Source organism: Peptococcaceae bacterium 1198_IL3148 (assembly GCA_036763105.1).
Lineage (GTDB): Bacteria > Bacillota > Desulfotomaculia > Desulfotomaculales > Desulfohalotomaculaceae > JBAIYS01.
In genome coordinates this window covers 167,045-191,951 of record JBAIYS010000001.1, presented here as the reverse complement: position 1 = coordinate 191,951, position 24,907 = coordinate 167,045, and the positions used below count along the sequence as shown (strand labels likewise).

Annotated in this window: 30 protein-coding genes and 1 riboswitch; of the genes, 10 read left to right on the top strand and 20 right to left on the bottom strand. The window is 42.7% G+C overall.

The window, feature by feature from the left end:
- Positions 1 to 50 precede the first annotated feature (50 nt).
- The 5 genes from V6C27_01030 to V6C27_01010 form a co-directional block, all read right to left on the bottom strand.
- The gene (locus tag V6C27_01030) at positions 51 to 872 is read right to left on the bottom strand and encodes a HAMP domain-containing sensor histidine kinase (protein MEG6615009.1); all 822 of its coding nucleotides are present in this window, start codon (positions 870 to 872) and stop codon (positions 51 to 53) included.
- A gap of 174 nt (positions 873 to 1,046) precedes the next feature.
- Positions 1,047 to 1,730, bottom strand: a complete 684-nt coding sequence (locus tag V6C27_01025) for a response regulator transcription factor (protein ID MEG6615008.1) — start codon at positions 1,728 to 1,730, stop codon at positions 1,047 to 1,049.
- 126 nt (positions 1,731 to 1,856) lie between these two features.
- Positions 1,857 to 2,303, bottom strand: coding sequence for a CBS domain-containing protein (locus V6C27_01020; protein MEG6615007.1), 447 nt, complete (start codon positions 2,301 to 2,303; stop codon positions 1,857 to 1,859).
- Between the two features lie 98 nt (positions 2,304 to 2,401).
- The gene (locus V6C27_01015; protein MEG6615006.1) at positions 2,402 to 4,138 is read right to left on the bottom strand and encodes an aldehyde ferredoxin oxidoreductase C-terminal domain-containing protein; all 1,737 of its coding nucleotides are present in this window, start codon (positions 4,136 to 4,138) and stop codon (positions 2,402 to 2,404) included.
- Positions 4,135 to 4,518 carry a 4Fe-4S binding protein gene (locus V6C27_01010; GenBank protein MEG6615005.1) on the bottom strand — a complete coding sequence of 128 codons (384 nt, stop codon included), beginning with the start codon at positions 4,516 to 4,518 and terminating at the stop codon, positions 4,135 to 4,137. Before V6C27_01010 ends, V6C27_01015 begins: the two co-directional genes overlap by 4 nt.
- Positions 4,519 to 4,701: 183 nt before the next feature.
- Here V6C27_01010 and V6C27_01005 point away from each other — a divergent pair, with 183 nt between their 5' ends.
- Together V6C27_01005 and xth are read left to right on the top strand one after the other, a co-directional pair.
- Positions 4,702 to 5,040, top strand: coding sequence for a cupin domain-containing protein (locus V6C27_01005; protein MEG6615004.1), 339 nt, complete (start codon positions 4,702 to 4,704; stop codon positions 5,038 to 5,040).
- Positions 5,041 to 5,061: 21 nt separating this feature from the next.
- Positions 5,062 to 5,841, top strand: coding sequence for an exodeoxyribonuclease III (gene xth, locus V6C27_01000; GenBank protein ID MEG6615003.1), 780 nt, complete (start codon positions 5,062 to 5,064; stop codon positions 5,839 to 5,841).
- 188 nt (positions 5,842 to 6,029) lie between these two features.
- Here the strand turns inward: xth and ehuA are convergent, their stop codons facing one another.
- The 7 genes from ehuA to V6C27_00965 form a co-directional block, all read right to left on the bottom strand.
- Positions 6,030 to 6,809: an ectoine/hydroxyectoine ABC transporter ATP-binding protein EhuA gene (ehuA, locus tag V6C27_00995; GenBank protein ID MEG6615002.1), complete on the bottom strand. Its 780-nt coding sequence runs from the start codon at positions 6,807 to 6,809 to the stop codon at positions 6,030 to 6,032.
- Positions 6,810 to 6,812: 3 nt separating this feature from the next.
- Positions 6,813 to 7,568, bottom strand: coding sequence for an ectoine/hydroxyectoine ABC transporter permease subunit EhuD (gene ehuD / locus V6C27_00990; GenBank protein MEG6615001.1), 756 nt, complete (start codon positions 7,566 to 7,568; stop codon positions 6,813 to 6,815).
- A complete protein-coding gene (gene ehuC / locus V6C27_00985) occupies positions 7,565 to 8,224 on the bottom strand; it encodes an ectoine/hydroxyectoine ABC transporter permease subunit EhuC (GenBank protein ID MEG6615000.1) in 660 nt (219 codons plus the stop codon). Before ehuC ends, ehuD begins: the two co-directional genes overlap by 4 nt.
- Before the next feature lie 18 nt (positions 8,225 to 8,242).
- Positions 8,243 to 9,133, bottom strand: a complete 891-nt coding sequence (gene ehuB / locus V6C27_00980) for an ectoine/hydroxyectoine ABC transporter substrate-binding protein EhuB (GenBank protein ID MEG6614999.1) — start codon at positions 9,131 to 9,133, stop codon at positions 8,243 to 8,245.
- 133 nt (positions 9,134 to 9,266) lie between these two features.
- Positions 9,267 to 9,406: riboswitch (cyclic di-AMP (ydaO/yuaA leader) on the bottom strand.
- Between the two features lie 229 nt (positions 9,407 to 9,635).
- Entirely contained in the window at positions 9,636 to 10,079 is a 444-nt protein-coding gene (locus V6C27_00975; GenBank protein ID MEG6614998.1) for a CBS domain-containing protein, read from the bottom strand.
- A 58-nt stretch (positions 10,080 to 10,137) separates the two neighbouring features.
- Positions 10,138 to 10,995 (bottom strand): nitrilase family protein, encoded by an 858-nt coding sequence (locus V6C27_00970; protein MEG6614997.1) that lies wholly within the window; start codon positions 10,993 to 10,995, stop codon positions 10,138 to 10,140.
- Between the two features lie 30 nt (positions 10,996 to 11,025).
- Positions 11,026 to 11,823 carry an amidohydrolase family protein gene (locus V6C27_00965; GenBank protein MEG6614996.1) on the bottom strand — a complete coding sequence of 266 codons (798 nt, stop codon included), beginning with the start codon at positions 11,821 to 11,823 and terminating at the stop codon, positions 11,026 to 11,028.
- A gap of 172 nt (positions 11,824 to 11,995) precedes the next feature.
- On the opposite strand from V6C27_00965, the gene V6C27_00960 reads away from it, so the two are divergent.
- A complete protein-coding gene (locus V6C27_00960; GenBank protein MEG6614995.1) occupies positions 11,996 to 12,418 on the top strand; it encodes an Rrf2 family transcriptional regulator in 423 nt (140 codons plus the stop codon).
- A gap of 84 nt (positions 12,419 to 12,502) precedes the next feature.
- Complete coding sequence (locus tag V6C27_00955) at positions 12,503 to 13,036, top strand: rubrerythrin family protein (GenBank protein ID MEG6614994.1); 534 nt, start codon at positions 12,503 to 12,505, stop codon at positions 13,034 to 13,036.
- A gap of 138 nt (positions 13,037 to 13,174) precedes the next feature.
- Here the strand turns inward: V6C27_00955 and V6C27_00950 are convergent, their stop codons facing one another.
- From V6C27_00950 to V6C27_00920, 7 genes are all read right to left on the bottom strand, one after another.
- On the bottom strand, positions 13,175 to 13,648 hold the full coding sequence (locus V6C27_00950) for a hypothetical protein (GenBank protein MEG6614993.1): 474 nt from the start codon (positions 13,646 to 13,648) through the stop codon (positions 13,175 to 13,177).
- Positions 13,649 to 13,854: 206 nt separating this feature from the next.
- Positions 13,855 to 13,977, bottom strand: a complete 123-nt coding sequence (locus V6C27_00945; GenBank protein ID MEG6614992.1) for a hypothetical protein — start codon at positions 13,975 to 13,977, stop codon at positions 13,855 to 13,857.
- Between the two features lie 13 nt (positions 13,978 to 13,990).
- Complete coding sequence (locus V6C27_00940; protein MEG6614991.1) at positions 13,991 to 15,238, bottom strand: NAD(P)/FAD-dependent oxidoreductase; 1,248 nt, start codon at positions 15,236 to 15,238, stop codon at positions 13,991 to 13,993.
- 118 nt (positions 15,239 to 15,356) lie between these two features.
- Positions 15,357 to 16,490, bottom strand: coding sequence for an NrfD/PsrC family molybdoenzyme membrane anchor subunit (nrfD, locus tag V6C27_00935; GenBank protein ID MEG6614990.1), 1,134 nt, complete (start codon positions 16,488 to 16,490; stop codon positions 15,357 to 15,359).
- Positions 16,491 to 16,528: 38 nt separating this feature from the next.
- Positions 16,529 to 17,311, bottom strand: coding sequence for a 4Fe-4S dicluster domain-containing protein (locus tag V6C27_00930; GenBank protein MEG6614989.1), 783 nt, complete (start codon positions 17,309 to 17,311; stop codon positions 16,529 to 16,531).
- Between the two features lie 25 nt (positions 17,312 to 17,336).
- Positions 17,337 to 18,893, bottom strand: a complete 1,557-nt coding sequence (locus V6C27_00925; GenBank protein MEG6614988.1) for a [FeFe] hydrogenase, group A — start codon at positions 18,891 to 18,893, stop codon at positions 17,337 to 17,339.
- A 514-nt stretch (positions 18,894 to 19,407) separates the two neighbouring features.
- Entirely contained in the window at positions 19,408 to 19,596 is a 189-nt protein-coding gene (locus V6C27_00920; protein MEG6614987.1) for a 4Fe-4S binding protein, read from the bottom strand.
- A 166-nt stretch (positions 19,597 to 19,762) separates the two neighbouring features.
- Between V6C27_00920 and V6C27_00915 the strand changes: the two genes are divergently transcribed.
- From V6C27_00915 to V6C27_00895, 5 genes are all read left to right on the top strand, one after another.
- Positions 19,763 to 20,110: a hypothetical protein gene (locus tag V6C27_00915; GenBank protein MEG6614986.1), complete on the top strand. Its 348-nt coding sequence runs from the start codon at positions 19,763 to 19,765 to the stop codon at positions 20,108 to 20,110.
- 140 nt (positions 20,111 to 20,250) lie between these two features.
- Positions 20,251 to 20,694, top strand: a complete 444-nt coding sequence (locus V6C27_00910; GenBank protein ID MEG6614985.1) for a hypothetical protein — start codon at positions 20,251 to 20,253, stop codon at positions 20,692 to 20,694.
- Positions 20,695 to 20,713: 19 nt separating this feature from the next.
- Entirely contained in the window at positions 20,714 to 21,208 is a 495-nt protein-coding gene (locus tag V6C27_00905; GenBank protein ID MEG6614984.1) for a hypothetical protein, read from the top strand.
- A 15-nt stretch (positions 21,209 to 21,223) separates the two neighbouring features.
- The gene (locus V6C27_00900; protein ID MEG6614983.1) at positions 21,224 to 21,409 is read left to right on the top strand and encodes a cap-binding protein; all 186 of its coding nucleotides are present in this window, start codon (positions 21,224 to 21,226) and stop codon (positions 21,407 to 21,409) included.
- Positions 21,406 to 21,603: a hypothetical protein gene (locus V6C27_00895; GenBank protein ID MEG6614982.1), complete on the top strand. Its 198-nt coding sequence runs from the start codon at positions 21,406 to 21,408 to the stop codon at positions 21,601 to 21,603. Before V6C27_00900 ends, V6C27_00895 begins: the two co-directional genes overlap by 4 nt.
- Before the next feature lie 53 nt (positions 21,604 to 21,656).
- Here V6C27_00895 and V6C27_00890 read toward each other — a convergent pair whose 3' ends face one another.
- The gene (locus tag V6C27_00890; GenBank protein ID MEG6614981.1) at positions 21,657 to 21,950 is read right to left on the bottom strand and encodes a zinc-ribbon domain containing protein; all 294 of its coding nucleotides are present in this window, start codon (positions 21,948 to 21,950) and stop codon (positions 21,657 to 21,659) included.
- 244 nt (positions 21,951 to 22,194) lie between these two features.
- On the opposite strand from V6C27_00890, the gene adhE reads away from it, so the two are divergent.
- On the top strand, positions 22,195 to 24,759 hold the full coding sequence (adhE, locus tag V6C27_00885; GenBank protein ID MEG6614980.1) for a bifunctional acetaldehyde-CoA/alcohol dehydrogenase: 2,565 nt from the start codon (positions 22,195 to 22,197) through the stop codon (positions 24,757 to 24,759).
- Positions 24,760 to 24,907 lie beyond the last annotated feature (148 nt).

Sequence of the window (24,907 nt, the reverse complement as noted above, 5' to 3'; positions counted from 1 at the left end):
AAAATGACTTTTCAGTGACTGCAAAATGACAATTTAGTCACTTAACGTTTTTATATGACTTGCTTGTAGAACTTAATTGTAAACTGGGTACCCTTTTGCTGCTCACTCCTAACAACAATATCTCCATTTTGACTGGTGATAATGCTGTGGGCCATGGCCAGACCAATGCCGACGCTATCTTCACTGGCATTTTTTCCTTTGTAAAAGCGTTTAAAAATATAGGGCAAATCTTCCTTGGGGATACCTTTACCGTTATCGGCAATCACTATTTCGGTAAAAAGCGGGTTTTCTGCAAAGGAAATGGAGATTACTCCACCCTGTTGAGTATGCTCCACACAATTTTTTAATATATTAATTATTGCTTCGGCTGTCCAATTTAAATCGCCAACAAAGGAGACGGTATCTGCGCCTGTTACCGTAACGGCTTGTTCTTTAATATCCAGCGGAACAAGCACTGGTTCGAGGGCCTTTTGCATTAGCTGCTTTACCGGTATTTGCTCCTTTTTAAATTGAATGGTTCCGACATCAATTTTGGAAAGTTTTAATAGTGAAGAAACCAGCCATTCCATCCGTTCCAACTGAATACCAATATTGCGGGTGAATTCGGTTCTTTTGGCTGTCGGCAGGTTAGCATCATTTAATAAATCTGCCATTACCATCATGGAGGTAAGGGGGGTTTTAAGCTGGTGGGATATGTCGGAAATGGCATTGGTGAGCCGGATTTTATCTTGTTGTAAAAATGAGCGCTGTTCTGATAACATTAATGTCACTTTATAAATATCGTTTTTTAAAATGCTTAGCTCGCCTTCCCGGTTATCCCGCACATCTAGCCAGTAATCACCGCCACATATTTGACGCAAATAGCCGGACAATTTTGCTATTTCGCGATATCGCCACTTTGTAAACCATAGGCTGGTGCCAATTAATAAAGCAGAAGTAGTGAAAACAAGTAATGCGACAGCGGGTAGGCTGCCACAATCGTTGCCACAACACTAATTGCGGTCATTGACAGTAGTAGAAGTTGGATTTCTCGGTTGCGCAACATGCTAACCACCAACCTTATAACCTAAACCCCGCACTGTTTTAATCAGGGTGGGATTTTGGGGATTATCTTCTAACTTTTCACGCAGCCTTTTGATATAAACCGTTAGTGTATTATCGTTTACAAAGTCTCCGGCCATATCCCAAATCTGCTCTAAAAGTTGATTGCGGGAGAGAACCTGTCCGATATGGTTAGTGAAGATCAGCAGTAAGCGATGCTCTAAAGCGGTGAGAATTACTTCCGCTCCGCTTTTATAAACCTTGCCTTCCAGCGTGTTAATCTGGATATTATCTATCTCTATCATGGCTTTGGCCTGGGGTTGTTTATGGTATCGCCGTAAAACCGTTTTAATCCGAGAAAGCAGCTCGCGAATGCGAAAGGGCTTAGTAATATAATCATCGGCTCCCATGTCTAGCCCCATCACCACATTGACCTCGTCATCAATGGCCGATAAAAATATGACAGGAATATCCCGCTGCTCTTTCACAATGGTACATAATTCATAGCCACTGCCATCCGGTAGAGATAAATCGAACAAACATAAATCCAATTGATCCAATTCAGCTGCCAACACCTTTTTGGCAGATTCAGCATTAAAGCAAAGAACAGTGTCAAAGTGTTCTTGCTGTAACGAGTATTCAAGGGCAGATGCGATTGTCTTATCGTCTTCCACCAGCAAAATCTTCATTGCAACATCACCCCAACTGATTACAACTATATTTACTAATTATACTTTATAACGTGGCTAGAATAAAAACGTAACTAAAATGAAAAAGCACAGGTTAGTTTTTTGAACTAATCACTGTGCTTAGTATTATCGAGCCATGGTTCTAATGATGTCAGCCCGGCTAATAATACCGATTACTTTATCCTTTTCCACCACCGGCAAGCGCTTTATACCTCGCTCAACCATTAGTGTGGCCATATCCTCTACATTTGCATCTGCAGATACCGTTGTTATATCGGTGGTCATAATTTCCTCTGCCTTCATGGCGGCTAATTTTTTGAGATCATCCTTGTACTCGTCAAGGCTGTTAAAATAAATAATACCCCCCAGTAGGCCCACAAAACCCGGTACCCTTGGATTGGAGATTTTGTGTAGCAAATCGCCCTCGGTAACAATTCCTTTAATTTTACCCTCGCCGTTAACCACCGGTACCCCCGAGATGCGATTTTCGCTTAATATTTTAGCAATTTGTTCAATGGCTGTGTCCTCTGTGACGGTGATAACTTCTGTGGTCATAATATCCTTGGCCTTCATAAACAATCACCCCGCTATTTCTTAGTATTATTATATGGACTAAATAACATTTACAAACTATTGTCAATTACAATCTTTTACTATATTTTACAGCAATATTATTCGCTGCTCAACTGTTGCTTATAAATAGCCAGCATCTTATCAATTGTCTCTGGCTTAAGTATGCCGGTTAAAGACTGGGTTTCAAAGAACCGCTTGGGGAACCGCAACTCTTCGATATTGTAGCCCATTTGGGTGCGCAGTTGGTGCTTTAGCTTAAAGATGTCTTCCCCCAGTTGGTTCAATGCTGCAACATTTGTTTCAATGCCAATTGAGTTTAGTGCCGCCACCACGGTATCTTCGTCATAAATACCCCGGGCAAACAGGCAGATGCACAGGCTATTTAAGACGTTGCGCCACTTTTCTTCTTTAACCAATGTGGCAACCATTTGTTCCGGGTTATTTTGCTCTCGGTTTTTTTGATCCACCGAATAACCGGCATTATCCAGATGGGAGTGTCTAGCCCCCACCGCTAGGCCAATCACATTGGCGTGGCCGGTGTGGTAACCAGGAATTTCTGTTTTGCCCAAGGCAATGGCGTAATCTAAACCGCCATATTGTTGGGCGGCTGTTTCAGTCCCTTTGGCCAGCGTGGCATAAAAGCTGTTGGGGGGATAGACAATATTTTTTAACACTTCTAAGTATCCGCGGGTATCATCAAAGGCTACGCTGGTACCGAGGGTCTTTTCATCAATTAGCCCATTTTGATAGGCCTCGGTAACCCACCCCAATACTACTCCGGCACTGATGGCATCTAACCCCAACTCCTCAACCATATCGATCAAATCATAAACCTTTTCTTGGGAGGACATGCCTAAGAAGGAACCGAGGGCAAATATCAACTCGTGATCGTAGGAAATTCCTTTAGATTCATATTCATAGCCCGGACCAAATTCCCGCCGCCGCAAGCCAATGTGGATACAACCCACCGGGCAACCGGAGCAGGCCATTTTTCTGATTAGGCTTTGTTCGGCGAAGGCTTCGCCACTGATGTTGTGGGCATGCTCAAAGGTGCCGGATTGTAGATTTTTGGTGGGCAAGCCCCCCAGGTTATTGAGAGCATTGACATTAATGGCGGTGCCAATGCCGTGGTATTTATCCATAATATCGGTATTGACCACCCGCTGATAAATATCTTGGTAAACTTGGTTATATGTCTTAAAGTCCGGTATCGATTCATTTTTGTCACCATGAATGACCACCGCCTTAAGATTTTTGGCACCAAAGACCGCACCCAGGCCCAAACGTCCGAAATGGCGGTAGGTATCCACGTTTACATTGGCATAGCGGACACATTTTTCACCGGCAGGACCAATGCGCAGACAGCTGCGGTGACCGCTACCGGGTTCCAGCCGCCTCAGTATGCTACCGGTTTCTCCCACGTTTAGTCCCCAAAGGGCGGTGGCGTTTTTAAATTTGACGCCATTGGGGCCGATGGATAAATATGTGGGTCCTTTGGCCCGGCCGCGGATAACAATGGCCCGGAAGCCTGCCAAGCGCATGGCCAGTGCCAGTCTCATGCCAGCGTAACTTTCGCCCCATTCACCGGTTAAAGGTGATTTAAAAACGGCCACCACTTTGGTTACCACCGGAAAAATGGTAGACAGCGGGCCGTTGGCCAAAATTAATGGTTGCTCTGGCGCCAGCGGGTCTGCCGCGGCGTTGCTCAGTTCAGCATATAGTTTGGTAGCCAAAGCAATACCCCCTAAAAAGGGGCTGAGGTCTTGGCGGTGGTGAACTTCCAGTCGTTGTTCATTTAAATTAATGTCTAAAATTTTTAGATTGCGTGTCATCATATCGACCTTTCCTCCATTATCAGCACCTGGTGTGGACAGTAGCGGACACAGGTACCGCATTGAATACAGGCCAAGGGCTGATTATTTTGCTGGTCAAACTCCAGTACTCCGATAATACAAGCCTCTACACAATCACCGCAGCCAATGCATTTTTTAGCATTAAAGCGTACGCCACCACCGTCCCGGGCAATTAAGGCGTTGGAGTGACATGCGGTGGCACAGGGAGCATCCAGACAACCCCGGCAGATATCCGCAATGAACTTGCTTTGCAGTCCCCCGGCGGTTCTAATTTGTAGAGCGGCCTTGGTGGGGGAGAAACTGCGCTTGGTGGTGCGGGCACAGGCCAGCATGCAGGAGTAGCAACCGATACATTTGGTCATATCCTTAACGTGTAGTATTTTAGCCGTAATAAGCCCCTCCTAAAAGAAAGATTTCACATATTATACAATAAATTGTTGTCATATGCATTAAATCAGCAACAAAAAAGGGAAAGTATAATGATTGTGGAAATAATAAAAATATATTCAATTCATACCATGCAATAAATAAGGAGGCAACTGAAGATGATTAAAAAAACGTTGGTGTTTAATATTAAAGAAGGAGAGTGGAAGCCCCATGCCACCAGCCCAGGGGTTTTTGTCAACCCGATACTATCTGGCGAAGAGGGGCTAGGCTTTAAAAATATGTTTGTTAAAATTGTCCCCGGTGGTGAAATTTTGCCCCATACCCATGATGTAACCGAAGTATTTTATTTTATCAGTGGTGTGGGAAGTGTGTTGGTTAACGGGGAACGGGTGGATTGTGGCCAAGGGGCAGTGGCGGCCGCACCGGCGGGAGTAGAGCATGGGGTAAAAAATAACACCGATCAGGACGTCTACCTATTGGCTAATTTTGAAAGTTAATACAGATTAGGATGATTAAGCATGAAGTTTAAAGTGGCCAGCTTTAATGTTAATTCCATTAGAGCCCGATTGGGCATATTGACTGAATGGTTAGATAAAAATCAACCGGACGTGCTGTGCATTCAAGAAACTAAAGTGAGTGATGAGCAGTTTCCATTAGCTGACATTAAGGCTGCCGGTTTTAATGTGGTTTTTAATGGGCAGAAATCCTATAACGGTGTTGCCATCGTTAGTCCCCATGAAATTACCGATGTCAGTAAAGAATTGGGATTTCCGGCGGACAGTGGTGAAGCCCGGTTCATTAAAGCGGTGGTCAAGGGCATTCCGGTGGTAAACAGTTATATTCCCCAGGGCCAAGATGTTAATAGCCCTAAGTTTGCCTATAAGCTAAGTTATATCAGCCATATGCGTCAGTATTTTGCTCACCACTTTAGGCCAGACGCCCCATTGCTTTGGCTGGGAGATTTTAATGTGGCGCTGGAGGATATTGATGTCCACGATCCCAAAAGGCTGCGGGGACGGGTGATGTTTCATCCCGAAGAACATAAAGTGTTGAACCAAGTGAAAGAGTGGGGCTTTGTTGACGTTTTTCGGCAACATCAGCCAGAGGGAGGCAACTTTACCTTTTGGGACTATCGGATTCCCAATGGCGTACAACGCAATGTTGGTTGGCGGTTGGACCACATTTGGGCCACTAAACCGTTGGCGCAACTTTCCACCCAGGCTTGGATAGATAAAGAACCTAGGCTTAAAGAAAAACCATCAGATCACACCTTCATTGTGGCGGAGTTTGAGTTGTGAGATATCCATTCAGCCACACCACCTATTGTGGAAAAATGTAGTAGAGGCGACCTCTGGTCGCCCCTACGGTGTCACATATTATATACCAAAAAAATGGGAATACATCGACACAAACCCATTGAAATGGGAGTTTTGATAAATATTATACATAACCGCACCAATTCAAATTCAGCATTCATAATTGGCAACTAGTTACTCAAAAAACGGCTGAGAAAGGATTGTAAACGGGGGCTTTGGGGGCTTTCAAATATCTGCTCTGGTGGCCCCTGTTCTTCAATTTGACCATCGTGCAAGAATAGCACGCGATCGGATACGTCCCGGGCAAAATCCATTTCGTGGGTGACCAGCATCATGGCCATATCTGTTTCCGCTGCCAGTTCTTTAATTACCGCCAACACTTCTCCCACCAGTTCTGGGTCTAAGGCTGAAGTTACTTCGTCAAATAACATCACCTTAGGTTGCATCACCACCGCCCGGGCAATGGCAACCCGTTGCTGCTGACCGCCGGACAGTTGGGCAGGATAATAATCTAGCTTATCCCCTAAGCCCACTTTGTTGAGCATATCCACCGCCCGGGCTTCTGCCTCCTCTTTAGAAACCCCCAATACATGTATCGGGGCTTCGGTGACGTTTTTTAAGATGGTCATATGGGGGAACAAATTAAACTGTTGGAAAACCATGCCGATGTTGCTTCTTATGCGGCGCAAGTGTTTGCTGTCGGCAGCCACCAACTTGCCAGCCACTTCTTTGTGCCAAAGGGGCTCACCGGCCACCTTTATTACTCCGGAAGTGGGTTGTTCCAGCGTCATTAACATTCTAATTAAAGTTGTTTTACCAGAGCCGCTGGGACCAATCAATGCCACTTTTTCTGCCGGGGCGATATCTAAATCCAATTCCTTTAGCACTTTTAAATCACCAAAGGACTTACTAACCTGTTGATATTGCACAATTGGTTGATCTATCTGCAAAGTTTACACCCTTTCCGTTTTACGAATGCTCAAAGCATGTTTGATAGTGGAAACTACATTTGCCATTACAGTATCATTTTTGCTTTTAACCGGTTTACTGTTGCCATGGGCGTATTTCATGCGGTTTTCCAGTTTGCGAATCAGTATTGATGAAGAGTAGCTTAATAGCAAGAATAACGCCCCCACAATGGTAATGGGTTCTAGATAACTAAAGTTTTCAGAGCCAATAATTTTAGCAGTTTGTAGCATTTCCACCACGGTAATGGCCGATAGCATGGGGGTTTCTTTAAACATTACTATTAAGTAATTGCCCAACATGGGGATTACCGGGGGAATGGCCTGGGGTAAAATAATTTTTCGCCAAGTATAGGCTTGGGAAAAGTTTAAGGCTTTACTGGCTTCCCATTGCCCCTTTGGTATTGCTTCAATGCCTGAACGATAAATTTCAGACACATAAGTACTATAATGGATGCCCAGTACAATGACACCGGTGGCAAAGGCGCTTAATGAAATGCCCAATTGCGGTAGGGCAAAGAAGGCAAAAAACAATTGGACCAATGGTGGTGTGCTTCTAATAAAAGAAATGAAACCCAAAGTTAGCCAAATCAGTGGTTTAAAACTCGAACGCCCGGCTAAAGTAATAAATAGGCCCAATATTAATGAAATGCTATAGGCAACAACGGTTGCTGCCAGGGCAACCCACATGGCGTCAAGCAATGTGGGGAAGATTTCTACAGTGTAACTCCAATCCCAAATCATTGGGTAGCAACTCCTCTCGCGGTTCTACGTTCCAAGTAACGGGTGGTAAAGATCAGTGGTAACGCAATGATAAAGTAGATAATTAACAGCGCCACAAAAATTTCGGTGGTTTGAGATATATTGGTGTTGCGCAATGTTAGGCCTTGGTAAGTTAAGTCAGCCATGGTTATCAATGATACCAGTGAGGTGCCCTTTAATAACTCAATGGAGATATTGCCGAAACCAGGTAGCATAATTCTAAAGGCCTGGGGTAATATTACCAACCTCATCCGTTGCCAACGGGTCATATTTAAAGCAATGGCTGCTTCGGTTTGCCCCTTAGGAATGGCCGTTATGGCGCTGCGGACGATTTCTGAAGCATAGGCGCCATAATTTAACCCCAGGGCGATAACGCCGGTCCAGAAGGGGGATAGCTCCAGACCAAAGGCCAGTGGTAGTGCAAAGAATATCCAAAACATTTGTACCAATAGTGATGTGCCGCGGAACACCTCTACATAAACTGCGGTCAGCTTGCGCACTAAAAAGTGTTTTGACACCCGTCCTAACCCCGCTATAAAGGCGATGGTAAAGGCCAATAAAGTTGAGACCAACAGCAGTTGAATGGTGACACCGGCCCCACGCAATAGCTCTGGGAGGATTTCAAGGTAAGTAGTAATGGTAAAGCATCTCCCTTCTTAACTTTCAGCAATAATTTGTTCAGTGGTAATGTCAGCCGGTAAATTTTGTTCGCTGAAGCCAAACTTCTTGAGAATTTCCAGTAACTTGCCTGATTCCTTTAGTTTTTGTAGTTCCGCATTATAAGCGGCCACAAAGTCGGTATCCGCTTGGTTAAAGGCTGCAGCTCCGTGGGCGATCACACTTTGACCCTCAATAATTGGTTGTTCAAAATCCATCACCAGTTGGAGTTTAGATTGATCGGCTGTTTGCAGAGCGCTTTGTAAAGTTATATCGGTCATGGTGGTGGCATCAACTCTGCCGGACTCCAGGGCAGAAATACAGGATGGAATATCGTTTACCACTTGAATTTGACTTTCTTTAACTCCGGAAGCCTTTAAGTAATCCAGTTCAAAACCACCAGCCATTACAGCCACCGAGATATCGGGGTTATTGGCAATGTCCTGGTAGCTATGCAAATTGTGAGGGTTACCTTTGCTGACAGCTAACCCTTGGCCGACACGGTATTCTGGATCAGCAAAGGCCACTTGCTCAGCCCGTTTAGGGGTGATATACATTCCGGCAGTAACCACGTCAAAACGGCCAGCCTTTAAACCAGGAATCAGTGAACCGAACTCAGTGACCTTGCCCTCAACTTCATTGATCCCCAATTCTTTGAAGATTGCTCTTGCTACTTCAACGGACATACCGGTTACTTCACCATCTGAGGTTTTATAGGCATAGGGTTTTTCATTGGCAAAACCCACAACAATTTTACCTTCCTTTTGCACCCGCTCTAAGGTAGATAAACCTTCACTGTTATTATCTCCGCCAGGGGAACAGCCCGCTAAAGCCAGCAGGCTAATGCTAAGTATTATTGCCAACAGTTTTTTCATCTTAAAATTTTTCATGGAAACCTCCCAAAGAATAATATTTTATTCACCCTTGTGGTCAAAAGGTCAGTATGCAAATTAAAAAACTCCCCAGATTAACTTTTTCAGGGGAGTAGGGTATAAAAAACTACACCATAGGCCATTGGTCAATGGGTGGTCTTTTCTACGCCTACGAGGTTAGCTGACGGATTCGGATTGAAAAGTAACCCTACCACTTGAGAGCCAAGCGGATTCACCCCGAGAATTTGGTTCCCCCGTTTCTTCGTATGAAGAATTAAGCGATACTGATATAAAACTTTTGACAATTTAAATTGTATCACAATTAAACCAAATGGCATAACTTTATAATTTTTGGTTATAAGCTGTTTGACTGGCTGATAAAGAAATATTTAAAATTATACGGCAGATATTATAAATTATTCCCACATACTACAAATAACTAATTGTTATAATTGTATATGCATAAGATAGCGGAATTAACGCGGGTACAAAACAACTCCCCAGCAAGGGGAGTTGTTTATTAGGATAGTGTTCCTTGGGGTTGGGCAGGCTGAGAGATGTTGGTTAAAGCTTCGCCGGCTTCGTTTTGATAAATATTTTGAACCGCTAAATCACCTAGGGCAACAATACCCGCCACTGTGCCATTATCCACAACCGGTAGACGGCGAATTTGGTTTTGCGCCATTAAATTAGCTGCTTGGTGGACATCCATTTCAGGTGTGCCGGTGACAATATTTTTACTCATGGCAGATTCCACTTTGGTATTTTGTCCGTCTTGGCCTTTGGCGGTAACCCGTAATGTAATATCCCGGTCGGTAATGATGCCAACGGCTTTGCCGTTTTGCACCACTGGTATTGAACCAACGTTGTACTGGCTCATCATTTGAGCAGCTTCAGCCACAGTTTGTTGTGGGCTAATGGTGGCAACGTTTGCGGTCATGATATCTTGCAACTTTTGTGACAATTCGTATCCCTCCTAGATTTGAAATTACACTCCTTATTTATATTCTGTAATTTCAAATCTATTTATGCGTTGGCTGCCCCGACCAATGCAAAATTAGTTTTTTATAAAGTTCTGGTCGTCTTACCTGTAAATAAAAAATATTTTTCATGGTGGTGGCCTTTTGGTATCTAATTTTATTAATTGCTTCAGCATCTAAATTCACAACCAGCATCGATTCTTGATTATTAAAATCTTCGGCAATTACATTCCCTTTAGGATCTATCACCATAGCGCCACCTGAGAATTGGTGACCGTATCCGTTGTCACCAACTAAATTGCAGGTGGCCACATATACCGTGTTATCGTAAGCTCTGGCGGTAAGATACTTTAACCACATGGCCTTTCTATCGCCTGCTATACAGGGTGAAGCATGGGGAGCAAAGATTATTTCTGCCCCCTCTAAAGACATAATGGTGCTGACTTCCGGGAAATGTAAATCCCAGCAAATCTGTACGCCAAATTGGGCTGATTCAGTAGCAAAGGTGGATAATTGGTTACCTGCTGTAAAATAAGGTTTTTCGCTACTGCCTAAATGGGTTTTTCGGTATTTTTCCACCCGACCATCGGGGAAGATTACCAAATGAGTAATATAAGGTTTAGTAGGCACCGCAGATTTTTCAGCTATGCCGGTTAAAATTACAATGTTATAACGACGGGCCAGTTCAGAAAGATAAGCGCTGCTATCACCGGGGATAGATTCTTGGTATAATGCCGCCTTTTCACGGCTATAACCAACAACCGCCAATTCCGGAAAACAGATAATGGCTACCTTTTGGGCTGCCGCCCTTTTGGTATATTGAGCAATCTTTTGTAAGTTTAATTCAGTTTGTTCCACTAAGGAGTTCATCTGTACTAGAGCTATTTTTGTTGTTTGCATTTTTCACTTCCTAACTACTTTAACAAAAAATTAAAGCCCCAAATCGGCTAATAACTTTCTGGCGTTGTCACCGATGATGGCACGATATTCATTATCACTTAATGCCAATTTTTTAATACCTGTAACTTCTCTAATTGGGTCGCTGAAGGGATAATCACTGCCTAATAAAATTTTATCCCAGCCGTGTTCTTTTATAATGAATCGAAATTTTTCCGCTTGTAGAAAATAATAACTGCTGGAGGTATCAAAGTACAGGTTTTTGCCAACTAAATATTCTATCGCTTGATCCCACATTTGGTAACCTCCCATATGGGCGGCAATTACTTTTAATGAAGGGATGGCGTCCAACACGTTGGCCAGCCTGGCGGGGGATGTGTAGTTGGTTTTTTCGGGAACTTGGTCATCCCCCACATGGAAGAGAATAATAAAGTCTTTGGCCAATTTTTCGTACATTAGTATAGCCTTTTTATCATCAAGGTAAAATTTTTGAAAATCTGGATGCAGTTTAATACCTTTAATACCGGCGGATTTAAGTCGGTTTATTTCCCCATCTAGATCTTGATAATCTGGGTGCAGCGTGCCAAAACTGATTAGATTGTTTTTATTATTATTAATGATCGCCCAGCGATTGGCTGGTGATACCTGTTCTGGTTTGGTGGCCACTGTAAAAACTATCGCTGCATCAACATTGCCCTGACGGCAAATGTTAAGATATTCTGCCACTGTCCCTTGGTGGGCAATGGGTACGCCATAATGGCCGTTGAGATTTGCAGTCACCTTTTGGGCTAAGTTTTCGGGGTATATGTGGGCATGAACATCAATTAACATGGGGTAACATCCTCTCCATTCTAGCAATAAGTAACATTATTCTGTTTAATGGAGCATAATCCTGCTATAAAAATATTAAGCTAAAGTTATAAAAGTTATTGACTTTGGAAAAATTTATAATAAAATATAACTATACTAAATAGGTATACAAAAATCGGGGTGCACAACACAAATGAAGTTAAACCAAGCGACGGATTATGCATTTAGAATTGTTCTTTATCTTTCAAGAAAAAAAGCAGGTGAGATAATTGAAGCCCGCCAAATTTCTGAACAAGAGAATATACCAATTAGGTTTCTGTTAAAAACAATCCGGTTGTTAACCCATGCCGATATTGTTAAGTCTTTCCGGGGTTTAAAGGGAGGGTATGCTTTAGCTAAACCCCCTGCGGATATCACCCTGAGAGATGTTGTGGAAGCGGTGGAAGGACCAGTGAAGATTAATAAGTGCTTAATGGATGGTAGTGAGTGCAACAAAGATGCCACCGGTTGGTGTCCGATCCATAAGGCGCTGAGGAATATCCAAATAAATATGAACGAAGAATTGGACAAATATAATTTTGCTGATTTATTAAATAATATAAAGACCAAAAATTAAAGGGTTAAATTTAGTGCTATAGAATATATATACTGTGCCGTTAAACTATAACTAAATAATCAGTAAGGAAAGGGGAGTTGTTAAATGAATTTAAAAGGTAGTAAAACAGAAAAGAACCTAATGGCAGCCTTTGCCGGTGAAAGTCAGGCCCGCAACAAGTATACATACTATGCGTCGGTGGCTAAAAAAGAGGGCTATCAGCAAATCGCCGCTATTTTTGAAGAAACAGCTAACCAAGAGAAAGAGCATGCCAAAAAAGAATTTAAATTTTTAAGTGGCATTGGCAATACCAAAGAAAATTTGCAAGATGCAGTTAATGGAGAAAACTATGAATGGACAGAAATGTACAAGGAATTCGCTGAGGTTGCTCGCCAAGAAGGCTTTGAAGAAATTGCAATTTTCTTTGATAATGTTGCTAAAGTGGAAAAGGAACACGAGGAAAGATTTGTTGCTTTACTGAAAAATTTAGAAGAAGGTAAAGTATTTAAAAAGGATGAAGAAGTAGTATGGCGTTGCCGGAACTGTGGTCATATCCACACTGGTAACGAAGCACCGGAAATGTGCCCCACCTGTGCGCATCCCCAAGCATACTTTGAGGTGGCTGCCAGAAATTACTAAACGGCAGAGGGATTTTACGGGAGAACACTGAAAAAGTAGGGGTTGGTTTCCACGCCGACCCGCCTAAGCAACATAGGTTTGTGCTGGCGGGCAGGCATGGAAACCTGCCCCTACACTACTTTTTGCAACTGCTCCTTTTTAATGGGTTATTTTTTCTACCTTACCAAAGATATCACCACACTGGCAGCCATAGGTGACAAATTCGCTGGTGGCACCTTGGCAGATGCTGATGATCCGAATTTTAGAATCAACGGTATATAAGTCTTCACCACAGGTGGGACAGTTTTTAGTGGCGATAAACTTTCGGGGTTTAACCACCACTTCGTCATAGTGGTTAAGTTCAATGATGCATTTAGCCAATTTAAGTTTGGACAGATGATACTTGTTTAAAATAGACTTTAAAGCTGATAACATCATCAGTCTGGAAAGGCCACTTTGAACATTTAAAAAGGTCATTAATGCTGTTTCAGCACAATGACGATCTTCAGTTGTTGGAAATTGATAAATGGTGGTTTTGTTAGTCATCATATTGTTATTTTTGCCATTATGTTGCGAAATTAAAAGTATTACCTCGTTTAAATAGCCGATGGCACAGTTTCCTTCGCCGTCCATGGCTCAGTTGCCGGTGGCGCACGTCCTATGCGCCACCCTGCCTCCGCTGGTCTGCTTCGCTAAGTTCGGTTCGCTGCTCAACTATATGTCTTTCGCTTACTGCAACAAGTGCCAGGTTTTTTAATACAAACCTTTTGTTCTTTAAGCAGGGGCAAAAGCCGCCTGGGTTGCTTTGGTTGCTTTACGCTTCATTCAAAATTCATAATTCAAAATTCTTTCTCTTCTTCCGTACTGCTTTTCTTCAAAAACTTTACTTCTTCTGGACTATAAACGTTGCTTTGCTCACTTTCCCTCACTCGTCCTTTGGGTTGTTGTTTTTTGTTGGACAAAGCAATACCTCCCTTAGAAATCTACTTTGTTTTGTTGGGCGGCACTGATACCACTTAAATAGCCGGTGGAGAAGGCAATTTGTAGGTTGTAGCCACCGGTTACCGCGTCTACGTCAATTACTTCGCCGGCAAAATACAGGCCTTTAACCAATTTTGATTCCATGGTGGAAGGTTTAATTTCGGTGGTTTTAATGCCACCGCTGGTAACAATGGCTTCGTTTATTGGTCTGGTGCCGGTGATGGTCAGTTCCAGCCTTTTTAATACAGCCACCAGATGCTGTCTTTCCTTTTTACTAACTTGGTTCACTACTTTTTCCTCTAGCCCAGCCAATTTAGTGATAATGGGGATTAATCTTTTGGGCAATAAATCATCCAGGGCGTTATGTACCTGCTTGTTGATATATTTAGTAAAATCCCGTTGAATTCTTTTGTCCAGTTGTTCTACCGTTAAAGCCGGCTTTAAATCTAGGTATAGTTTGCGATTGCTACCCTTGGTGTCTTTCATAACGCTGCTGATGGTGAGGATGATGGGACCAGAGACCCCAAAATGGGTGAATAACATTTCACCAAATTGGGTGGTAATATCTTTGCCACCGACATTTAAGGTGGCATTGACATTTTTTAAGGCCAGTCCTTGCAAATCCTTGACCCAACCCTCGGCAAGTGTCAATGGTATCAGAGCTGGTTTGGGTTCAATTACCTGATGGCCTAACTCTTTGGCCATGCGGTAGCCGTCGCCGGTGGAACCGGTGTGTTTATAAGACATGCCGCCGGTGGCTATGCAAACCTTTGGACAGTTAACCAGCTTGTTGTTGTTTAATAATACCCCGGTGACCTGATTGTTCTCTATCGCTATTTTCTTCACTTCGGTATTGAGCATGATATTTACTTTAAATTTATGCAAGTAGCACTGGAAGCCCTTAATGATGTCGCTGGACTTATCGCTTTCTGGAAAAACCCGGTTGCCCCGTTCTACTTTAGTTTTGACGCCAAGTTCATTAAGTAGGGCAATCAGTTGCTGGTTGTTAAAGGTATTGAAGGCGCTATATAAAAATTTTTTATTGGTGGTAATGGCGTTGATAAAGTCTTCCAATTCACCGTAATTGGTTACGTTACACCGACCTTTGCCGGTGATGTACAGTTTTTTACCCAGTTTATCATTTTTATCAATTAGCAAAACATTAAGCCCTGCTTGGGCAGCCGTTGCCGCTGCCATCATGCCGGCGGGTCCACCGCCAATCACCACAAAATCGTAATGCATGGATTTAAAACCTCCGTTAAATTACTTCTGCCTGTATATCATAAATAGTATACCAATTTAAGTCAAAAAAAGTCCGGGGTATACAACCCCGGAAAGATATAAAAAGATATATTGAAAATTAAGCAGGACTTTCTTCATCATGTTGAACAATATTAAAGTTTTCAACAATAAAACAGTAAACCAATATGCCGCCACATACTAAACCAACAGTAACGACAATTTCTGTCCATGCTGGGACATAACCAGGGCCATAGTAATTGACCATGCCGGTAATGACCACGTTTAGACGGTTAATAACCAGACCAATGGCTGTTAAAGCACCATAGGTAACTAGCCCCTTTCTGGTTTTACCAAATGGACTAAAGACGATAATCAATGGAATCAGTACCCCAAGAGTGATCTCCAAAAGGAACATGTTACCTTCCAGTCCGCCAGCAAATATATAAGGCCAAACGTCCCGGCTGGTAAAGTCAACAATTTTTAGGATGGTGTACAATAACATAATGACGGCACCAATTTTGGCTAAGCCACGCAATACCTTTAGATCTGCCTTATGCTTGAAAGCCCAGCCAGATAGAGCAGTTTCCACACATACCATTGCCGGACCAACAAAGAATGAAGACATTAAGAAGAATACAGGAATATATGGTGACCACCAAATTGGATGCAACTTGCCAACTTCAGTTAAGTACAATCCGCCAAGGGAGGACTGGTGTAAAGTTGGTAGTAAAACACCAATAACTAACAATACAGGCAGAATCTTTTTGAAGAAACTGTGCCATTTTTTGCCCACTCTTTCAGTGGCAATTTCACCAAATTCAATTACTTGAACAGTGGTATATAATGATACACACCAGAAAACTTCAAATAATACCGAATGGTATCCCCAAGATACAAAGGGTCGCCAGAAGTTAAACCATTGACCGATATCTAGGAACAGACCAATCAGTACTAAAATATAACCCAACATAGATGACAGCATGGCACTACGACCAATACTGCTAAACTTTTCTATGTGTAAAATGTGTACAATAAGTGCTGTACCATAACCACCACCGGCTAGAGCGACGCCACATAAAACGTCAAAGCCAATCCAAAGTCCCCAGGGCCACTGGTCGTTCAGGTTGCTTACAGCCCCTAATCCGAATATAAGACGATAAACTACTATGGCTGCAGCTAAAGCCGCTATCAGTATCATCAGTACTCTGACTGGAGTTATTCTAAAGCTCCATTTTTGAGCATGAGCCGACATTGTTCTACCCCCTTAAAGTTATTTTTAAGTTTTGTGGCCTACATAGGTACATCTTTATTTTCTTCCTTAGCAATTTTATTCCGCCGTTTAGTATAGGCGTATAGACCAGTCAAAAGAGCACCCCAACTAATAGCCACCGCCGGAGTATACTTCAGGAAATCATGACTGTATTCAGGTATCGGCCTAGTTGTAACGTCGGTACGGAAACCTAACTCTTCAAAGGGAATGTCTGAAATATAAATCCAGTTGGTACCGCCGGCTTCGTTTTCTCCATAAATATGTTTTACATATCTGTTGTCACTATCAATAGTTTTCTTAGCCAGTGCCAACAGTTCATCCCGTTCGCCAAAGGTCATTACATCGGTTGGGCAAACACTAACACAGGCTGGAGCTTGGCCTTCGGCAACTTTGGTTGAACACATTTGACATTTGGTAACCAATGGGAAAGATTTATCCCATTCAAACTTAGGAATATCAAATGGACAAGCAAGCATACAATAACGACAACCAACGCATAGATGAGGGTAGTAAATAACTGGCCCCTCTGGTGTCTTTTGAAATGCTTTAGCAAAACAAGCAGATGCACAGGCCGGATGTTCGCAGTGCAAACACTGTTGTTTGACAAAACGCCAAACCGGTTGACCATCCTTTTGTACTTCATTAAAGGATACGGTGGTCCAGTTTTGGTCGTCCAATTGTGGGTTCAGGCCCACTGCCGGTGAGTCTTTATCAAATTCTCTTTTATTCCATAATTTACAGGCAACAGTACAACTACCGCAGCCAACACATTTGGTTAAATCAACCAATACACCTTTACTCATGTTTTTTTCACCTCCCGATCATTGGTTAGCTTAATTTTTTCGCCTTAAGCTTGTTGCCCCTATCAGTGTAGGTAGTATGCAGTAATTCGTGAGCTAAATGACTAATTGGATGCTCAAGGAAATCATTATACAGCGTCAATACCTCTGAGTTTTCATGGCTTAGGCGATGTTCACGGTTATAAGAGGCATCCTTACCATACATAGTGGCGATACGTGCTGCACGCACTTCGTCGGAAGGTGGCAGTGCTGTACGTGGTTGGCCACCACCGGCAATACAGCCACCGGGGCAACACATAAACTCAATAAAGTGATATGGAGATTCACCGCGGCGAACCGCTTCCAATATAGGTCTGGCATTGCTGAGACCGTGCACCACAGCCACTTTGATGGTACCCACACCAGGTACATCCAGTGCGGCTTCTTTGATGCCGTCCAAACCACGAATTGGTTTTAGATCAAACAATAAATCGGGGACATCCTGTTCAGTTAGTACAAAGTAGGCAGTACGGACAGCAGCTTCCATAACGCCACCGGTGTTACCAAATATTAAACCTGCCCCAGAACCTTCGCCCAGTACTGGGTCGTACTTTTCTTCTGGTAAATTTGGTAAATCAATCCCCTTGGCTTTAATCATCCGAGCCAATTCCCTAACGGTTAATACTGCATCCACGTCCCGTATTTCTTCCTTATTCCAATATTTACCAGCAGAATTGAATTCTGGACGTTGGCATTCGAATTTCTTAGCGGTACAGGGCATGATGGATACCGAAAAGATTTTCTCTGGATCGATGTTCATTTTCTTCGCATAATAGGTCTTAAGTACCGCACCAAACATTTGTTGTGGTGACTTGGCAGAAGACATATTTGGTAATAGGTCGGGGTAATAGTATTCACAGAACTTAACCCAACCGGGACTACAGGATGTAAATTGTGGTAGCGGTGCATCGCTCTTACCGGTTATCCTGTTAATTAACTCGGTACCTTCCTCCATGATGGTTAAGTCTGCAGTAAAGTTAGTGTCGAACACTTTGTCAAAACCCAGTTGCTTTAAGGCGGCCACTTGTTGGCCTTCTACCCAGGTTCCTGCAGGTAAGCCAAACTCTTCACCCAAGCCAACTCTGGTGGCCGGTGCAGTTTGTACGATGACAATTTTTTCAGGGTCTTCAATGGCATCCAATACCCTTTGGGTGTCATCCTTTTCAGTGATGGCTGCGGTGGGGCACCATAGTGTGCACTGACCACAGTTAACGCAAATGGTGTCGTTTACAACGGGCAGCTCATAGTAGCCGAAAACTGTTTGTACATTTTGACATACTTCCAAGCACTGGCCACAGAGAATGCATTTTTCATCGTCCCTCATAATGGAAGGACTCATGGGGTCAATGGGGATACGTCCCCGTACTTGGGTTGGGTAGTTGCTGGCTGCGACTTGGTATTGTTGTGGCATCCAACCTTCACCACCCATAGGCTCTTTGGAACAACCAGACAGAGTGGCTGTTGCACCGACCAAACCTAAGCCTCCAAATAGCTTAAGGAAGCCGCGGCGGGTCATTTCTTTGTTGAGCCCTTTTTGCTTATCCATTTGCTCTCCTCCCTTACATTGAAGTGTTATTTGGCTAACTAAGCCAATGCCTCTATTAATTATTTGTTAAGGCCGCACTGATTTTAGCTTTATTAAGTATTTATTTATTAAAGAAAAAAAATATGAATTAAGTTAAGTTATTCACAATAGGTTGGTAATTATATATTATTTTAAATGCATTTAACGAATTTTCTTAATAATTATTAGACATTAAAGCTAAAAACCCTTTAAATTTTGTATTTTACAATAAACTTTTTTTGTTAAATGCAGAAGTGCCATTATTTAAAATAAATGATTTCTTTACAAATGTAAAGTAAAAATTACTTTATAATAATTGCAGGTGAAATTGTATGTTGTAGTCACTATCACAAGACTTAAAAAATTAATATTATTGGGTAATTAAATAATTTTTAATGCAGTTCATAAATTATTACTGTATAGATAGCGTATATTGATATAAATATAAGGGGCTGAGAATATTATTCTCAGCCCCTTGGTAAATCACTAAATATTTTTATAGCTCTTGGATGGTGTAGCATTCGTTAGGGCAAATGCCAACACAGGTTTCGCAACCCATGCAGTCAGCAGCATCACCAGTTACTTCTGCTTTACCGTCAACCATTTCCAGAATACGAGCTGGGCATGGATCTACACAAGAACCACAGCCATCACATTTGTCATTGTTTAAATTTACCATGAACATTTCAACATCAACCTCCCTATAGTTATATAACTAGTTAGACAAGCAACAACTAAATTATGCCGTATAGTGTCGAAAAAAGCAAGGGTAAAAAATATATATTTAAAGGATATTATTGTCACGGTGTCAAAATATTAAATCTTGAAACAATAATTAAGGGGGCTTGTAAATGTTAACTGACTATTCCAAGTTACTTGTGGATAAAACCGATCAACAGGGTGTGGTAGAGTTTACTATAAAAGATGAAGAGTTTTTTAATAATGATGTGAAAGAAGTAACCTTGTTCTATAGCATTGTAGGTGCTGCCCGTTTTAAGTTGTTTCGTAACCACAAGTTTGAATTAATCTTGGTGCATGTAACTGATGATTGGATGAGGCAAGCTAAAGTAGATGTTAGCCCATACAAAGATCAATTAGATGTGAAAATCACTTGGGATGATGCCACCGATACATTGTCAATTCGGGGATTAAATGAAAGCGATTTTCATACTGTGCAGGCCATGCAAATTGATAATTGATGAGTTCGGTATGTGGGCATTAAATATGGAAATACTTACAATATCTAGATGGTTTGAAACTTGTTGATTTTATGGTAGCATTAGTTACTATATGGTACATTTAACATAGTAAAATTAATGACAAGACTAGGAGGATATTAATGAAACTACAGCAGTCTATTGAAGAAATTATTGAAGAGTACGGTGGTGCTGCTTACAGCCCAGATTTTGGAGCCTGGGCAGAATTGGCTTACGAAGAGAACGGCCAAGAATATACCAGAACCACCATGATTATTGGCAACCCCCAATGGACCGGGGCTTTGGAATTGGCAGATGGAGAATATTTGTGGAAATGGGCTTACGATAGTGAAAATCACTTGTATTTCTTACTGCTTACTTGGCATACCGGACTGCGTTTGCCCATCGCCTTTGATCAACAAGGTGCTGGCAAAATGTTCAGTGATCCCGAGGCAAAGAAGAAATTTGATGTGATGGTGGTGGACCAGCCAGTAATGCCCAGTAACTGGGATGATGGAAACTTGAAGTTTTCGGTATTGTGGGATGTAGAGTTTAAAAAGGCTGAAGGAGCAACCTGGCCTGAATAAAATTTGCCGGGAGGAAATTATGGCTGCGAGAAGAAAAGAGAGACCCGTTAGTAAGGGATTATTGCAGCGGGTATCTATATACATCAGGGACAATTCCATTAATGGTGTTTGTGCTCAAGATCTGGAGACCATTGCCTACCATCTGGGAATGACGGTGGAACTGGTGGGGAAGGTTATTGATCAATTAAAGGATCAGGGACTGATTATCGCTAGAGAGAACGACAATCCTTTATTGCCCACCGCTTATATTTATGTGGGCGATGGGGCGGCCAGTAAATTGGTTTTAGAAGTGGGGCAGATTAGCGATAGCATTATTAACCAGCTAGATCAAATGTCATTGGATCAGGTTAAAGAAATAATATTAGATTATGACAGCAAAGTCAGGGAACTATTATATGAAATGCAGCAACAAACCCAAGAGGTTGAAGCCTACAGAAGTTTTAAGGAAAACATAGTAAAAACCCTTGATGCTGCAGACGGCTTGGTACATATTATTGCTAAAAAGCGACCTTAACATGGGGGCTGACAGATGACGATACTGGAAGCATTGCAAAAATGGGAGAACGACACAATAGTATATATTCACTATACCAGAGAGCAGAGGGTCAGCGAGTATAACGAGGGTGTTGCCGATGGCATGCAAACGGCTTTGGATTCCCTTAAAGCTTATTTGAAAGATTGTACTGATTATAATGGGGGGAGTGAGAACAGTTGAGTCAGTCAGTATATAGCGTGGTTAAGATTTACAATAATGAGCCCGATGATGTGGCAGTATTTGATAGCGAAGACGCTGCGGTGGCTTACGCTGATGAATTGGCAGACAGAGAAGACTATCAAATGATTTCTATAATATGGACCAAATTAAATAACACCAACATGCAGGTTACTGTAAAAGAAATGAGAAAATAATCAAATATAAAAAAACCCAGGTCAAAGGACCTGGGTTTTTACATTATCTATGCTTAGTAACGTCTGCTAGCGTTAAAGCAGTCACGGCAATATACCGGACGATCTCCGCTTGGGCGGAATGGCACTTGAGTTTCTACACCACATTCTGCACATATTGCTGTGTGCATTTCACGCTGCTGACGAGGACGACCGTTACCATTGTTTCTTTGTTTACGGGCTGCTCTGCAGCCAGGGCAACGTACTGGTTCGTTTTGTAGGCCCTTCTCAGCATAAAATTCTTGTTCGCCGGCTGTGAAGATGAACTCTTCGCCACAATCTCTGCAAGTTAAGGCTTTGTCTGAATACACCAAGGATCTCTCCCACTTGTAATAATACTCCCTAAGGTTAATTAAACTATAGAGGCACCTTGATTATAACCCAATTGCTATATAATTACAACTGGTTGATTAAAAAATTCACAAAATTCGTGCAGCGTAAAACTTACATAGCTTTATTAATTTTAGTAAAAAATAGTTATGAAATAAACGATGTCTACTGTGTTGGAGGTGACCATAATTGACTGATAATAACAGCAATCCACAGGTTTTGGACATGATTAATGGGTTAGTAGAAAAAGCAACTGTGGCTGCAGAGGATTTTTTAAAGCTGGATCAAGGACAGGTGGATAGCGTGGTTAGGGCTATGGCCTTGGCGGGGGTAGAGAAGCACATGGAATTGGCAAAATTAGCAGTGGCAGAAACCCAAAAGGGCGTCTATGAGGATAAAATCACAAAGAATATTTTTGCCACCGAATATATTTATCACAGCATTAAATACCAAAAGACGGTGGGAATTATCAGCGAGAACGAGGAAGAAGATTACTATGAAGTGGCAGAGCCAGTGGGAGTGGTGGCAGCAGTAATTCCGGTAACCAATCCTACATCCACCACCATGTTTAAAGCGCTGATTTGTGCCAAGACCCGGAACCCGGTAATATTTAGCTTTCATCCCGGTGCCCAGCAATGTAGTGTGGAAGCGGCCCGTGTAATGTATGAGGCCGGTCTCAAGGCCGGTGCCCCAAAGGACTTTATTACATGGATAGAGCAACCTTCCATTGAAGCCACCCAAACTTTAATGCACCACCCGGGGGTAGCATTAATTTTAGCCACCGGTGGGGCCAAGTTGGTGTGTGCCGCTTATAGCGCTGGCAAACCAGCATTGGGTGTTGGCCCTGGTAACGTCCCTTGTTATATTGAAAAGACTGCCAAAATTGAACGGGCCATTACCGACTTAATTCTTAGCAAAACCTTTGATAACGGATTGATCTGTGCCTCTGAGCAAGGGGTAATTGTGGATAGGGCGGTGGCCGATAGGGTAGAAATGTTGCTAAAACAAAATGGCTGTTACTTTTTAAGTCCAGCGGAAGTGGAACAGTTGACCAAAATTGCCACCAGTGCAGACTGCTGTCATATTAACCCGCAAATAGTGGGAAAGCCAGCGACGGTAATTGCGCAAATGGCGGGTTTGAATGTGCCCGATACCACCAAAATACTAGTGGCACCCCTTGAGGGGGTGGGGCCGGATTATCCGCTATCCCAGGAAAAGTTGTCGCCGGTGTTGGCATATTATGTAGTGGACAACTATCGACAGGGTATTGAAAGATGTGTGCAGATGGTTGAATTTGGTGGCTTAGGGCATTCAGCAGTTATTCATTCTGAAAACAAAGATGTTGTGCAAAGGTTCTCTGATACCGTCAGAGTGGGACGAATAATTGTCAATTCGCCCTGTACCCATGGTGCCATTGGGGAATTGTATAACACCAATGTACCTTCATTAACCCTTGGTTGTGGTTCCTATGGGCGCAATTCCACCACCTCTAACGTCAGTGTCCATAATTTGATTAATGTTAAACGGGTGGCAAAGCGTAAAGAAAAGATGCAATGGTTTAAAATACCGGAACGGATTTACTTTATGCCCGGTTCAGTGCAGTACCTGACAAAAATGCCCGATATAGAGAGGGCCTTAATTGTCACCGATAGGATGATGACTAAACTGGGTTATGTGGATAAAGTTGCGTATCATTTGAAAAAACGTCAAAATCAAGTGGCCATTGAAGTCTTTGATCAGATTGAGCCAGATCCGCCATTGGAAATGGTGGTTAAGGGTGTGGAAGTGATGCGCAATTTCAAACCGGATACCGTCATTGCCTTAGGGGGCGGGTCAGCCATTGATGCAGCCAAAGGGATGTGGCTGTTTTATGAACATCCAGAGATGGAATTTGAATTTCTGCGGCTGAAGTTTTTGGATATTCGTAAGCGCACCTATAAATATCCAAAGTTGGGGCGCAAAGTTAAACTGGTGGCCATTCCCACCACCAGCGGCACCGGCTCAGAGGTAACCGCCTTTACCGTGATCAGTGATCAGGGAAAACAAATTAAATATCCCTTGGCAGATTATGAGTTGACCCCAGATGTGGCCATAGTGGACCCAGATTTTGTAATGTCCGTTCCCCCTAATGTCACTGCCGACACCGGTATGGATGTACTTACGCACGCCATTGAAGCCTATGTGGCCACAATGGCATCGGACTATACCGATGGGTTAGCGATGAAAGCCATAGAGTTGGTATTTCGATATCTGCCCGTTGTATATCGCAACGGTGATGATGCCAAGGCCCGTATGCATATGCACAATGCCTCTACCATTGCAGGCATGGCCTTTACCAATGCATTTTTAGGTATTAACCATAGCTTAGCCCATAAACTTGGGGGACAGTTTCATATTTCCCATGGCCGGGCCAATGCCATTATGCTGCCCCATGTAATTGCCTATAACGCATCGTTGCCCAGCAAATTTGTTTCATTCCCCAATTATGAATACTATGTGGCCCATATGAAATACCAAGAAATTGCTAAGCACCTGGGACTACCGGCCAGTACGCCGGAAGAGGGAGTGGCCAGCTTGATCAATGCCATTGAAAATTTGATGCAACAGTTGGAAATGCCGCGGACAATTGCTGAATGTGGCGTTGAACCCAACGAGTTTAACGCCGTTGTGGATGAGCTGGCCGAGCGGGCCTTTGAAGATCAGTGCACCACCAGTAATCCGCGGATGCCGTTAATTACAGAACTGGCCCAATTGTATCGCCAAGCCTACGGTCAGCCACTGCCACAATAAAAAAGGGACCCCGTCATAAACCATTGACGGGGTCATTTTACTTCTATTTCACAGGGCTTAATTTCTTCTAAACCTACAGAATCAAGAATTTCATCCATCAGCTCTTTATTGGCAGCAAAAATATCAATGGTGACTTGTTCCTTCATAA